Origin of the sequence: Pseudarthrobacter sp. S6, assembly GCF_050156575.1 — a bacterium.
Taxonomy (GTDB): Bacteria; Actinomycetota; Actinomycetes; order Actinomycetales; family Micrococcaceae; genus Arthrobacter.
Genome location: NZ_CP189581.1, coordinates 409,635 through 422,301, shown reverse-complemented (window position 1 = coordinate 422,301; position 12,667 = coordinate 409,635). Strand labels below are relative to the sequence as shown.

10 protein-coding genes and 1 pseudogene are annotated in these 12,667 nt (G+C 64.8%); 5 read left to right on the top strand and 6 right to left on the bottom strand.

Annotation, left to right across the window (positions count from 1 at the left end; translation table 11 throughout):
- The first annotated feature begins 182 nt into the window (after positions 1-182).
- Positions 183-1,535: a solute carrier family 23 protein gene (locus ACQCS0_RS02075; RefSeq protein WP_354155487.1), complete on the top strand. Its 1,353-nt coding sequence runs from the start codon at positions 183-185 to the stop codon at positions 1,533-1,535.
- A gap of 16 nt (positions 1,536-1,551) precedes the next feature.
- On the opposite strand, the gene ACQCS0_RS02070 is transcribed toward ACQCS0_RS02075, so the two are convergent.
- The 3 genes and pseudogenes from ACQCS0_RS02070 to ACQCS0_RS02060 all read right to left on the bottom strand — a co-directional run.
- Positions 1,552-2,415 (bottom strand): SGNH/GDSL hydrolase family protein, encoded by an 864-nt coding sequence (locus ACQCS0_RS02070; RefSeq protein WP_354155488.1) that lies wholly within the window; start codon positions 2,413-2,415, stop codon positions 1,552-1,554.
- Positions 2,412-3,230 (bottom strand): GAF domain-containing protein, encoded by an 819-nt coding sequence (locus ACQCS0_RS02065; RefSeq protein ID WP_354155489.1) that lies wholly within the window; start codon positions 3,228-3,230, stop codon positions 2,412-2,414. Before ACQCS0_RS02065 ends, ACQCS0_RS02070 begins: the two co-directional genes overlap by 4 nt.
- A gap of 684 nt (positions 3,231-3,914) precedes the next feature.
- Positions 3,915-4,811, bottom strand: a pseudogene (locus tag ACQCS0_RS02060) (SDR family oxidoreductase); the annotation flags it as partial.
- A 217-nt stretch (positions 4,812-5,028) separates the two neighbouring features.
- Between ACQCS0_RS02060 and ACQCS0_RS02055 the strand changes: the two are divergent.
- Entirely contained in the window at positions 5,029-5,523 is a 495-nt protein-coding gene (locus tag ACQCS0_RS02055) for a DUF6328 family protein (RefSeq protein ID WP_354155490.1), read from the top strand.
- Between the two features lie 88 nt (positions 5,524-5,611).
- Here ACQCS0_RS02055 and ACQCS0_RS02050 read toward each other — a convergent pair whose 3' ends face one another.
- The 3 genes from ACQCS0_RS02050 to ACQCS0_RS02040 all read right to left on the bottom strand — a co-directional run bounded on the left by ACQCS0_RS02050 (position 5,612) and on the right by ACQCS0_RS02040 (position 8,072).
- Positions 5,612-6,736: a glycerate kinase gene (locus ACQCS0_RS02050; protein WP_354155491.1), complete on the bottom strand. Its 1,125-nt coding sequence runs from the start codon at positions 6,734-6,736 to the stop codon at positions 5,612-5,614.
- Positions 6,737-6,808: 72 nt separating this feature from the next.
- Positions 6,809-7,633: a class I SAM-dependent methyltransferase gene (locus tag ACQCS0_RS02045; RefSeq protein WP_426939998.1), complete on the bottom strand. Its 825-nt coding sequence runs from the start codon at positions 7,631-7,633 to the stop codon at positions 6,809-6,811.
- 52 nt (positions 7,634-7,685) lie between these two features.
- Positions 7,686-8,072: an STAS/SEC14 domain-containing protein gene (locus ACQCS0_RS02040; protein ID WP_354155493.1), complete on the bottom strand. Its 387-nt coding sequence runs from the start codon at positions 8,070-8,072 to the stop codon at positions 7,686-7,688.
- 132 nt (positions 8,073-8,204) lie between these two features.
- Here ACQCS0_RS02040 and ACQCS0_RS02035 point away from each other — a divergent pair, with 132 nt between their 5' ends.
- The 3 genes from ACQCS0_RS02035 to ACQCS0_RS02025 all read left to right on the top strand — a co-directional run bounded on the left by ACQCS0_RS02035 (position 8,205) and on the right by ACQCS0_RS02025 (position 12,609).
- Positions 8,205-9,830: an ATP-binding protein gene (locus ACQCS0_RS02035; protein WP_426939077.1), complete on the top strand. Its 1,626-nt coding sequence runs from the start codon at positions 8,205-8,207 to the stop codon at positions 9,828-9,830.
- 20 nt (positions 9,831-9,850) lie between these two features.
- A complete protein-coding gene (locus ACQCS0_RS02030; protein WP_354155495.1) occupies positions 9,851-11,389 on the top strand; it encodes an EAL domain-containing protein in 1,539 nt (512 codons plus the stop codon).
- Between the two features lie 173 nt (positions 11,390-11,562).
- Positions 11,563-12,609 carry an EAL domain-containing protein gene (locus ACQCS0_RS02025; RefSeq protein WP_354155496.1) on the top strand — a complete coding sequence of 349 codons (1,047 nt, stop codon included), beginning with the start codon at positions 11,563-11,565 and terminating at the stop codon, positions 12,607-12,609.
- Positions 12,610-12,667: the final 58 nt, after the last annotated feature.

Here is a 12,667-nt window from a genome sequence, read left to right as displayed (position 1 = left end):
ACCTTTCGCTGGGCCCGCTCATCTCAAATGATGAGCCGGCGGTCTGCTTTCCATAGTTGTAACTTCAAGCACGCCCGTCCTCTTCCCAATCCGCACGTGACGTTCACCACAGCTGGGCCGCGCGGTATTGTTGCACCGGAAGATCCCAGCCCAGCGGCAACCCCCTTTGAAAGGCCCCGACCATGAGCATGCTCGGAATGAAATGGAAGCTTCACGGCACCGGCAAATCAATTAAGCCCGGCCACGTGGTTGCTCCGGATGAGCGGCTGGCCTGGCCCCTGACCATCGGCGTGGGCATGCAGCATGTCGTGGCCATGTTTGGAGCCACGTTCCTGGTTCCCATCATCACCGGCATGCCGCCAGCCACCACCCTCTTCTTCTCCGGCATTGGCACGCTGCTGTTCCTGGTGATCACCAAGGGACGCGTTCCCAGCTATCTCGGCTCCAGCTTCGCGTTCATCGCGCCCATCATGGCGTCTCAACAGCAGTTCGGTGTGCCCGGCGCGCTGGGCGGAGTGGTGCTCGCCGGCGTCGCACTGGCCCTCATCGGTGCGATCGTGCAGAAGTTCGGCGCCGGCTGGATCAACCGGCTGATGCCACCCATCGTCACCGGCGCCATCGTGGCGCTGATCGGCCTGAACCTGGCCCCCGCCGCAAAAATGAACTTCGACGCCGCCCCCTTCACCGCCGCCATCACACTCGTCACCATCATCCTGGTCAGCGTACTTTTCCGTGGAATCGTCGGCCGGCTCAGCATCCTGGTGGGCGTGGTGGTGGGCTACCTCGTGGCCATGTTGCGCGGCGAAGTGAGCTACGAAAAAATGGAGGCCGCCGCCTGGATCGGGCTCCCTCACTTCCAGACCCCCGAGTTCCATGTGGGCGTGATTGGCCTCTTTGTCCCCGTCGTGCTGGTCCTGGTAGCCGAGAACATCGGGCACGTGAAGTCCGTCGCGGCCATGACCGGCCAGAACCTCGACGGCGTCTCCGGCCGCGCGCTGATGGCGGACGGCGCTGCCACGGTCCTTGCCGGCTTCGGCGGCGGTTCCGGCACCACCACGTACGCGGAGAACATCGGCGTTATGGCGGCCACCAAGGTGTATTCGACGGCGGCCTACTGGGTTGCCGGCGTCTTCGCTATTGTCCTGAGCTTCTCGCCGAAATTCGGCGAACTGATTGCTACGGTCCCGCCGGGCGTTCTGGGCGGCGCCGCCACCATGCTTTATGGCATGATCGGCATCCTGGGCGTCAAGATCTGGGTGCAGAACAAGGTGAACTTCTCCAATCCCGTGAACCTGACCACCGCCGCCGTCGCGCTGATCATCGGCATCGCGGATTACACCTGGACCATCGGGGAACTGACGTTCACGGGCATCGCCCTCGGCTCAGCCGCGGCCCTGGTGATCTACCACGGCATGAAAGCCATCGCGAAGGCCCGCGGCTCTGTGGCTGAACCGGAAACGGAGCAGGCGGGCCTGCCTCCCGCCGTCAAGGCAGCCGTCAACGCAGCAGCGAAACGGGCGCCGAAGAAGCGCTGACCCGGCCACAGCTGCGTCAGGCTGCGTGACCGCCGCTGATAAACGGTCCGGGCCGGGTTCCGACGCCGAAAACCGGGCGCGGCTCGGGACGCTTGGCGGTCAGCTCCGCTTCCGGCGGGTGCCTCAACTGCCGGATCACCCACGGAACCAGATATTCGCGCGCCCAGATGAGGTCCTCGGTCCGGGCTTCCTTCCAGCTGTGGGGCAGCGGCGGCTTAGGCTCGAACGGCTCCAGTGTGTGCGAGACACCCAGGGCCTTCAGCACGGCCGCGGCGATGGTGTGGTGCCCCAGCGGTGAGAAGTGCAGCCGGTCCGGGTCCCACATGCCCGCGCTCGACAATTCACGCAGGAACCACAGGTCAACCATGACCGCGTCGTGGCGGGCGGCCACCGCGTGGAGGTTCTCGTTGAAGATGGCCACTTTGCCGCGGATCTGGCTGAAGACTGGCGTCGCGCCCCAGTCCGGCCCGGCAAAAAGGACCACGGTGGCGCCGGACCGGGCCAGCTGGCCCACGCCGTTGTCGATCGTTTCTGCGAGCCGGTCAGGGTCGCTGCGACGGAAAACGATATCGTTGCCGCCGGCGGAGAGCGTGACCAGATCGGGCTTCAGCGCAAGCGCCGGAGCGAGTTGCTGGTCTAAAATCTGCTGTACCAGCAGGCCCCGTACGGCCAGGTTGGCATAGGCGAAATCGGGCTGGTTCGCGCTGAGTTCCTCGGCCACTCGGTCTGCCCAGCCGCGCAAGCCACCCTCGCTGCGCGGCTCGGGGTCACCGATGCCCTCAGTGAAGGAGTCACCCAACGCAACCAGCCGGTGCCACGGGTGGGGCGCCGGATCCGAAGCGGCCCTCGCGGCTGCAATGTCCTGCTTCCAGACGTTCATGCCGTACTCCCTGTTTTGTAGTGACCCTGGCGGAGCGCGGGTGCTTCAAGGGCGGCGAGTCCCCGGAAGGAGGCATTTTCACGGCCGCGCCCTGCGTGGTCGGAACGCGAGGCAGCCACAATATTCAGGGCTGTCTCGCGAAGCCCGTGGCGGGTGTGCCGCGCGACGGTCCGGAGGTACTGCAGTGCCGCATCATGGCCGAGCCCGTAATCGGATTCAAGCGTGCTCACGGCCAGGTCCATAAGCACCATGGAGCTTTGGGCCACCGCCAGCTGTGCGCCGGCTGCGGCCCGCTCCGCCACACACACCACCATCAACAGCGACCGGGCCACTTGACGCGCATACCTGCGCGTCCTGATGATGTCCTCGCTGGTGAAGGCGTGGGGAGTGGACGCGTAGAGGCTCACTGCTGCACTCCATTCGGCAGCGGCAACAACCGGAGTGGACAGCAGCGACCTGACGCCGTGGTCCGCGGCAGCACTGGCATAGCCCGGCCAGCGCCGGTCGCGGCCGACGTCGGCCAGATGCACAAAATCACCCGCGCGAACAGCTTCCAGCACTGGTCCGTCCGCAAACGAGCACTGCTCTTCGTCCGCGGCGCGCGCGGCGGCGCTCCCCGCGGCTGCAGTCCGGGCCGATCCGGGGCGGAAGAAGGTGACGGCCCAGCTGATACCACGGGAATCGCCGTCGATGTCGCGCATGAACTCGCGGGTAACCGCCACAAGGAAGTCTTCGACATCCGTGCTGTCGAACACCATCTCCTGGGGGTCCGGAAGTGATTCCCGGCCCGGTTCCCCTTGTGTCTCCGCGGCCATGTTCCACGCCTAGGCTCGAAACGCGTGGCCCACTGCAAAACCTGTTTCTAGGATACGTCCGGCGACCGCTCCGTGGGCAAGATCCACCCACACAAAAACCGCAGTCCCGGCGGAGAACACCGCCTATCCGGCATCGAAACTCTCCTCGTCGTCATCCTTCGGTGACTTGTCCTTGGGCAGGTCAGCTCCGCTGCCGTCCGGCAGGCCGGCAGCCTCCTGTCCCGATTCCGACGAGAAGGGTTCAGAGCCCTGCGCGTCGGCGTTGGCCTCGTTGATCTCGGCATCGGCGGAGGGAACGTCGGCGTCGCGCGGGATGAGCGGTTCTCCCGGCTCAAAACCGGGATCATTGGTGTCGCTTTCGGCGTGGTGCTGGTCATCAGTGCCGCCGAATCGGCCGGCACCCGGCTCGCCGGCGCTGTCTTTGTCTTCCTCATCGAAGTGGCTGAGATTGGGTGTGCCGGTGTCGAACGTCTCGCCGTCAGGGCTGTTTTGATTGAGCCCGGCGGCATCAAAATCCTCTTCGTCGCGGGGCTGAGCATACTGCTTGCTGTCCGTCCCGCCCATCTCCTGTTCCGCAGTCGGCGTGCCGTAGCCGCCCACTTCCTCGGCGGGTTCCGTGCGCTGGTTGTCCTGACTCATGGTTCCTCCTGTAGTAGATGTGAATCTGACGTGCAAACTTCGTTGCAGGCCCTTGCCGCCGGTCACCGGCAGCACTGCTCCGGAGATGTAGGACCCCTGATCGGACGCGAGCAGCACATAGGCCGCGGCGAGCTCTGCCGGCTGACCCGCCCGCTGCAACGGCGTATCCTGCCCGAAGGTGGGCAGCTTGTCCGGCCACTCCGTGGCCGGGATCAGCGGGGTCCAGATGGGTCCGGGGGCCACCGCGTTGACGCGGATCCCTTTTGGTCCAAGTTCCTGGGCCAACGCCTTGGTGAAGGCAACCTGCGCTGCCTTGGTCATGGCGTAGTCGATCAGCCCCGGCGACGGATTGAAAGCCTGGATCGAAGCCGTAGTGATGATTGAGGAGCCGGCTTTCAGGTGCGGAACCGCGGCCCGGGCCGTCCAGATCAGGGAATACAGATTGGTCTTGAGCACGCGGTCGAATTCCTCGGTCGGCAGGGACTCGAAACTTTCGCGGTTCTTCTGGTAGGCAGCGTTGAGCACCACCACATCCAGACCGCCGAATTCCGCCACGACATCAGCGACGATCCGGGTGCTGAAGGCCTCTTCCCGGCCGTCCCCGGCCAACAGCAGCGCGCGCTGGCCCGCTTTGCGGATCCAGTCGGCCGTGTCCTGAGCATCTTCCTCTTCTTCCGGAAGGTAGGAAATTGCGACGTCGGCCCCCTCGCGGGCAAACGCGATGGCCGCTGCCTTGCCGATTCCTGAGTCGCCGCCGGTGATGAGCGCCGCCTTACCCCGCAGCGCACCGCGCCCCTCGTAGCTAAGTTCGCCGTGGTCTGGCTTCGGATCCATGAGTGCAGTCAGGCCCGGCTTCTTCTGTTCCTGCTTCGGGAAGGGCCCGGAATGAAAACCGTCCCGGGGGTCGGTGGGCGGGTCTGTCCGTTTCTGCGCTTCGCTCATAGTCCACCTCTTCATTGGATCGATTTTCGAAGGGCTCCTGCCTGCGCCGGCCCTTCGAAACTATCCCGCACGGAGGCGCAAGTCCACCATCCGGAGCAAATAAATAAGTAAACTTATCAAATGTTGATTTTGGCGCAACTCGGGCCTAGCTTTGGATCACGCGGATATGCCCCGGGAGCGAGGAATACGCGGATATGCCCCGGGAGCGAGGAATAGCATGTCTGGTGTTGAGGACTTCACCGGAAGCTCCGGGCGGAATGAAACCCGTGAGGAACAGCTGGACCGCAACTGGGCTGAGCTGCTGCAGGAACTCAGGGTGCTGCAAACCGGGGTCCAGATCCTGGCCGGCTTCCTCCTGACCCTGCCCTTCCAGAACCGGTTCGAGACCCTGGATGCTTTCCAGGTGGGCCTTTATCTCGTCAACGTGGTGGTCGCGACGCTGACCACTGCCTTTATCCTGCTTCCGGTCAGCGTCCACCGCAGGCTCTTCCGCCAACGGCTCAAGGAAACCCTGGTCTCCAGCGCCGACACCATCACCAAGATCGCCCTGGCCGGCGTGGGGATGCTCAGCGTCGGGACAGCCACACTGGTCTTTGACGTAACCGGCGGCCGCACCGCCGGCCTGACTGCTGGCGGAATCTTGCTGTCCGTCCTCCTGGTGCTGCTGATCTACGTCCCGCTGCGGCTCAACAGACGCGCAGCGGGACGGTAGCAGGCCGCCAAGCCAGCAAATCGCCGGGGATCCTGTCGACGGAGTGCACAGGCGCAAATGGGTAATTACCGGAACACGGGCTGTGGCTTCAGGCGCCTTCAAGGACCTGGCTTGTGGCCCAGGCCAAGTATTTTGCGGCGTGGGCCACGGCGTCTTCCTGGCTGGCCGCAACATCGAGCAGTTGCGCTGCGGCGACCACGCCGTGCCCGGCCAGGTCCTCGGGTGTGACCAGGATCCGCCCCGCCACCACGATCACCGGAATCCCTCGGTCCCGGGCTGCGTCCGCGAGGGCGATGGGAGCTTTGCCTGTCAGCGACTGCGAGTCCAGGGAACCCTCCCCCGTGATCACCAGGTCTGCGTTGTCCAGTTGACCTGCGAGCCCAGTGAGCCCTGCGACAAGCGCGAACCCTCCTTCCAGCCGGGCGTTCGTGAAGGCGAGGAACGACGCCGGGAAGCCGCCTGCCGCCCCGGCTCCCGGGATGTTAACGTCCCGGCCAGTGGCCCCCCGGAGTACGGACGCCCAGTTGCGGAGACCGGCGTCGAGCTGTTCAACTGCCTCGCCGTCGGCACCCTTCTGGGCGCCGAAGACGTGAGCCGCGCCGGTGGCGCCATACAGCGGATTCTGGACGTCCACGGCGATCCTGAAGGAGGTTGCGGAGAGTCGCGGGTCCAGCCCGGAGGTATCGAGGGCTGCAACGTCGGCCAGTGATCCGCCGCCCAACGGAACAACGTTGCCGGCGGCGTCCAGCGGCTTGAGGCCCAGCGCACGCAGGGCGCCGCTGCCGCCGTCGGTCATGGCTGATCCGCCCAGCCCCAACACAACCTCGGTAGCCCCGGCGTCGAGCGCCGCCGCGATCAGCTGCCCGCAGCCGTAGCTGTGCGCCCGCAGCGCGTTGGCCGGGGTGGGTTCCATCTCAGCCAGGCCCGAGGCCTGGGCTGTTTCGATGACGGCGGTCGCCCCGCCGCCAGCGTTCTTCCGGATGGCCCAGGCAGCGCCGACGGGGGCAAGAATGGGGCCCACAACGGCGTTGAGCCGCTCCTCGTAGCCGGCCGAAACGGCAGCCTCCAGGGTGCCCTCGCCGCCGTCGGCGATCGGAAACTGGTTGGCGACGGCGTCCGGGTATACGCGCAGCGCACCTTCGGCGATGGCGGCGGCGGCCTCCGCGGCGGTGAGCGAGCCCTTGAACTTGTCCGGAGCGATGAGAATGCGCATGCCGTCCATCATGCCAGCCGCTTCCGGGAAAGCGCTTGCCTAATCCGGTATGCGGACAGCTTAGGACGAACCCTACCGGCCAGCGTCGGAATTTTTGGGCTTGAGCACCGCAAAGTAGCCCGGTATTCTGCTGTTCCCCGCCGCATCCATCAGCGGGTTGGTTTCGATGGTTGCGGCACCGTCTTCCACCAGCGTCCACCGGCCCTTCGGCATCACGCGGGCCAGCTCCTCCGGTCCAAAGCGACCCGGCATGGGCAGTTTCCGGATAGCCAGCTCCAGCGGGGCCGGGATGCTGCGGAGTGACGCCCCCAGGTGCGCGACGTACTCCACTGGGTTGCCCTGGAAATTCGTCTCCGCCAGGAAAACGGTGCCGCGGGCACCTACGATCTGCCGCAGATTTTCCATCAGCGCGGCCTGATCGGCCGGCGCCAGGACGTGAAGCACGCCACGGACAAAGGCGTTGGCATCCGTGGATTCCACCAGACTCGCGCCGGCTCCAGGCTCGGTCATGTCACGGGCCAGGTAGCTGACACCGTCAACTCCGGCCGATTCGTCATGGGCACGGGCCACCGCGTGCGCAGACACGTCAACGCCCAGGACCTTCGGTGAATACGCCGTCAGGGCGCGGCTGAATGCGCCATGCCCGCACCCCACATCCACCACGGGAAGGCCTGGATCGAAGTGCCGCCGCAGGACGTCCCCGTAGCCCAGCAGCTCGTGGTCAGTGCCGGAATCCCACAGCACGTCACTCCGGGCGCCCGTCCTCGTGATCCCGGCCCAATACCTGTCCCAGGCCACGGTTCTGTCTTTCGGAGCAGAGATGGACAGCCTCATCAGCTTGGGCAGGATCAGGTACTGCCGCAAGGCGGTGAGTACCTGTTTCGCGCGGGATGACATAGGACAAATATAGGACCCCGAACGCGCCGCAGCCGTTCTCGGGCTGTTCCGTTCAGCTTGTGGCCGCGGGTTCCTTCAACAACCAGGCCATGGCGTCGTCGCGGGACGTAAAGAACCGGGTGGGGCAGGGCAGTTTGTTGATGCCCAGAATGAAGTTGGCCAGCACTTTATCAACCGGCGACGCCCCGAGCAGCGCAATCCGGGAGGCCTGGCAGGGGCGGCCAAAAACGGCACGGGCTCCCCGGCTCACCTGGGCCGTGGTGGCCATGTCCACCAGCATGGGATGGCGGCCGGCCCCGCACAGGTCGTTCACGTTCTGCATGGCGGCCACGGCGTCCGATTCCGCGATGGACACACCCCGCGGCCACTTGAGCTGGATAACACCCTGTTCATCCAGCGTCAGGTCCGCCTTTGCTGCTTCTGCAGGCTGACTCGTCACGATACCCTCCGCGCATTTTATAGGAGCAGGTGTGCTCCGTCACCCTACAATGTACTCAGTCAGGAGCAAACGGGTGCTCACTCAGGAGCAAAGGGGGACAGGTTGCCAGCGGACACACCACATTTCGCAACCGTGCCGTACCTGGCTGTCGTTGCGGATCCCGACGCCGGGCGCCGGGAATCCACCACGGCGGCACTGGAGGCGGCGGGCTTCACGGTGAGCGTTGTGGACAACGCCACCGGCCTTTCGACCCTTCTGGAACAGCGCGAGGCCTCCGTCCTGGTCCTGGACAGTTCACTCTCCGACGTCGACGCGACCGCCCCTGTGCTGGTTCTCGTTGATCTCGACAGCCCGGCCGAAGTCAAGGCGGTGGAGCATGCCGGCGTGCGGGACAGCATCGCCAAACCGCCTGCTCCCAAGGAACTCGTCCACCGCGCCACTGCCCTAATTAACCTGGTCTCCCGCCGGAATGAAGCCCGGCAGGAAGCGGAGACGTTACGCGAAAGGCTGCGGGAGGTGTCCGCATTGGTCCGCGGAACCAACCATCCGCAACAGATCGCCGATGTTGTGGTCCGGGGGTTCGGTGAGACTTTCGGCGCGGACCGGGTCTGGCTGACCACGTTCGACGACGACAAGGTGCCGCCGATTACCGCCCAGTGGCACCGGCCCGGTCTGGGCCCGCTGCCTGAAGGATTGTGCACGGACGAAGGCCCGGTGCGCAAGACCGCTGACGTACTGTGGGCGCGGGCCGAGGTCCTCACTGCGGACGGGGCGTTTGCACCGTACGGTGCCGGCGATGTCCGGCTGCCAGCCGAGCTCGCGCAACTGCGCGCCGCCGCGTCCGTTGCCGTCCCGATGGGGGACGGCAGCTCGTCGCTGGGGATTATCTGGATCGCCCTGCTGGACTCCCCCAGGGAATGGTCGCGGGCTGAGCTGGCACTGATCCAGCACGTTGCTGGCAATACCGTCCACGGCCTGATCCAAAGCCACCTGATCACCAGCCAGCAGCAGGTGGTCAAGCAACTCCAGCAGCTGGACAAAGCCAAGACCGACTTCCTGGCCACCGTTAACCATGAGCTCCGCACGCCGCTGACATCGATCATGGCCTACCTGGACATGATCCAGGAGAACACGTCCGACCCCGTGTCCAGCGAGGTCCACCAAATGTTGGACATCGTTGTAAGAAACACCGAACGGCTCCGGTTGCTGATCGAGGACATGCTCAGCGTCTCCCGCAACGGGCACGAGCAAAGTCCGCTGCATCTGAGCCCCGTCCGGCTGGCGCGGACACTTGAGATCGTCACCGCTGCGCTGAGGCCGCTCGCAACAGTGCAGAATGTCGCCATTGCCACGTCGATGGCCTCGGACGAGCTCGAATTCCTGGCAGACGAAGTGCAGCTGCAGCAGGTTTTTACGAATCTGGTCTCCAACGCCATCAAGTTCACCCCCGGCGGAGGACAGATCGACGTGGTCAGTCTGACGCGGGAAGATGCAGCCGGCGCACGCTGGGCGACGGTCAGCGTCTCGGACACCGGGATTGGGATATCCAGTGACGAGATAGCCCACGTCTTCACGCGTTTTTACCGCGCCTCGAACGCGATGTCCGGGGCGGTTCCAGGTACCGGACTGGGGCTCGCCATCACCCAGGACATCGTCCAGCGTCACGGCGGCCGCATTGGCGTAACCTCGGAGCTGGGTGTTGGCACCACTGTCACCGTAAGCCTCCCCCTAGGAGCCCACGGGCCCCAGGAAATCTGAACGCGGGAAGGAGGCAACAGATGTTCGCTGACGATGACCCCAGGCTCTCCCAGCTGCTCGATGGCATCGTCCGGCTCGCCTCCGGCGACCTCCAGTCGCGGATAGAAGTTTCACCGGCCCGGGACGAGCTCGACGCCATCATCATGGGCACCAACCTCCTGGCCGAGGACCTCCAGATCATTTACGAAGAGCTTGAGCAGCGTGTTGAGGTCCGCACGCAACTGCTGCACGACGCCCACCGCAAGATGCAGAAGATGGCCATGCAGGATCCCCTCACCGGCCTTGCCAACCGCTCGGCGCTTCTGGCTGCACTGAAGTCCGCGCAGGACCACGACGGCGATGCCCTCAGCCAGCCAGCTATCCTCCTCCTTGACCTTGACGCCTTCAAATCCATCAACGACACCCTCGGCCACTCTGCCGGGGATCAGGTACTGGTCACCGTGGGACAACGCATCCGCCGCGCCGTCCGGACCAACGACGTTGTGGCCCGGCTGGGCGGGGACGAGTTCGCCATCGTTATGCCGGCCACGGGCGCCGACCAGGCCGCCGTCGTAGGCCAGCGCATCCTGGCAGCCATTAGGGAACCCATTGACCTTCCTGACCGGACCGTCCGCTGCGGGGCGAGCGTTGGACTCAGCGTCGGGGCGTCCGGGCGGCAGGCCGAGGACCTGCTGATGGAGGCCGATGTGGCCATGTACGCCTCCAAAGCCGAGGGGCAGAACCGGCTCCACGTCTTCGAACCCGGGCTTCTGCTCATCCGCAAGCTCCGCAGCCAGTTGCTGGAGGACCTCCGGACCGCCATCAAGGGCCAGGGCCTGGTGCTGCACTACCAGCCCGTGATTGAACTGGGCACCGGGCGCATCGAAGGCGTGGAGGCCTTGATCCGATGGGACCACCCAACCCGCGGCCGCATCATGCCCGACGAGTTCATCCCGCTGGCAGAAGATGCGGGACTGATCTCCGAGCTGGGCCTGTGGGTGCTCAGCACAGCTGTCGGCCAGCTACGCCGCTGGATTGATGCCGGACTGGTGGACAGCAGGTTTTCCGTCCGGATCAACATCTCCGCAACTGATCTGCAGAGCCTGCAGTTCATCGAGGACGTCCGCGCCGTGCTCAAGCAGACGGGCGTCCGCCCCGAGCAGGTTGTCCTGGAGCTGACGGAAGCGGCCATCGTCAGGGGCAACGAACTGGACCGGTACTCCCTGGGCGGGCTGCGCGGACTGGGCGTCGGAATCGAAATCGACGACTTCGGTACCGGGTATTCCTCCATCAGTTACCTGCGCAGGCTCCCAGTGGACCGGGTCAAAGTGGACCGGTCCCTGATTGAGGGACTGGGCACGGACCCCAGCCAGCCTGCATTGGTGGCCGCAGTCCTTCAACTGGTGCGCGCCTGCGGGCTCGAAGCCGTGTGGGAGGGCGTGGAAACAGCGGATCAGGCCGAGCACCTCAGGAACCTCGGGTGCCTCAGCGCACAGGGCTATTTCTTCAGCAAACCCGTCCCGCCCGAAGAGCTTCCTGCGCTGTTGGCAGAAACTTCATCCGGGAGTAATAGGGGTTAATCGATTTTGGGCTGCGCTTTCGATCATCCCGATATACGATCAAGTGGCGGCATCCGATTCTTCGCGGTCAGGAAGATCGGTATTAATCAGAAGTAGCGCATTCCGAAGGTATCTGGAAATTTGAAAATAAAGAGACCAAGGAGCCATTACTTCGTCAACTGGGGGCGTTGCTAATGACGGTTCGGATACAAGCTTGGGGAGTTATTGCTGGGGTCCTCGGGGATTCTGATCCTGCCGGGGCGGCAATACGTCAGCGCCTTAGCGACCGCCTGGGAGAAAACCCAGGCGCGCCGGAACGGGCCCTGCTGGAGTATCTTCTGGAGCGCCAACAACAGGACAGCGCAGAAGCCAGCGCTCCGGACACTGCCCGTTTCCCGCAGCCTCTCAGCGCCATGCCGCCGCAGCTGGCCGAGCGGCTGGATTCCTTCCGCAGCCTGTCGCGAATCAGCTCGCTGCTGGAAAACCAGATGCTGATGACCGCATTCCAACCGATCTACGGCCTCGAATCCAAGGTCGTAGTGGGTGTAGAGGCGTTGTCACGCTTTGTCAGCGACGACGGCGCAGGCGCGGAAATCTGGTTTGCCGAGGCGGCCGCCGTTGGCTTGGGCGCCAACCTGGAATTCTCTGCCCTCGCGTCCGCAGCCTTAGCTGCCGCGAAACTGCCCGCGAACCTCTACGTGTCCCTGAACATCTCCCCCGTGTCGTGCCTGGATCCCCGGCTCCCCGAATTGTTTGAACACATCGAGCTGCCAATAGACCGTATTGTGCTCGAATTGACGGACGAAATTCCGGACGAAGAATACTCGCATTTCATTTCCGCAATTACGCCGCTCCGTGAACGGGGGCTGCGCATTGCAATCGATGATTCGCACCCAACCGCGGGCGCCCTGAGCCGAATGCTCCATCTGCGGCCTGATTTCATCAAGCTGGGCCGGAATGTGATCAGCGGCGTGGACACGGACACCTCCCAGCACGCCCTGGCCGCGTGCCTGGTGGACTTCGCGGAGCAGATAGGCAGTGTCCTGGTGGCCGAAGGTGTTGAAACCGCCGAGGAACTGAGGGTCCTTACGGAGTTGGGTTTCAGTGCCGGCCAGGGCTACCTGCTGGGCCGGCCCTCCGTGCGGCCTAAGGACTGGGCGGCGTGGAATACGCCTTTAGACCCCGATGGGCTCCGCCACCTCGCTGCCAATCACGCCATCCAGGGTCCCGGCGGCTCCTAACTGCGCGGAAATGCACCGCAGTCCTGCGCAGTGGCCTCGGCGCAGGCTCCCTGGAACC

What these genes read in the sequence shown, in the direction of transcription:
- ACQCS0_RS02075 (WP_354155487.1), top strand. Translation starts at nt 183, where the DNA reads ATGAGCATGCTCGGAATGAAATGGAAGCTTCACGGCACCGGCAAATCA.
- ACQCS0_RS02070 (WP_354155488.1), bottom strand. Translation starts at nt 2,415, where the DNA reads ATGAACGTCTGGAAGCAGGACATTGCAGCCGCGAGGGCCGCTTCGGAT.
- ACQCS0_RS02065 (WP_354155489.1), bottom strand. Translation starts at nt 3,230, where the DNA reads ATGGCCGCGGAGACACAAGGGGAACCGGGCCGGGAATCACTTCCGGAC.
- ACQCS0_RS02055 (WP_354155490.1), top strand. Translation starts at nt 5,029, where the DNA reads ATGTCTGGTGTTGAGGACTTCACCGGAAGCTCCGGGCGGAATGAAACC.
- ACQCS0_RS02050 (WP_354155491.1), bottom strand. Translation starts at nt 6,736, where the DNA reads ATGCGCATTCTCATCGCTCCGGACAAGTTCAAGGGCTCGCTCACCGCC.
- ACQCS0_RS02045 (WP_426939998.1), bottom strand. Translation starts at nt 7,633, where the DNA reads ATGTCATCCCGCGCGAAACAGGTACTCACCGCCTTGCGGCAGTACCTG.
- ACQCS0_RS02030 (WP_354155495.1), top strand. Translation starts at nt 9,851, where the DNA reads ATGTTCGCTGACGATGACCCCAGGCTCTCCCAGCTGCTCGATGGCATC.
- ACQCS0_RS02025 (WP_354155496.1), top strand. Translation starts at nt 11,563, where the DNA reads ATGACGGTTCGGATACAAGCTTGGGGAGTTATTGCTGGGGTCCTCGGG.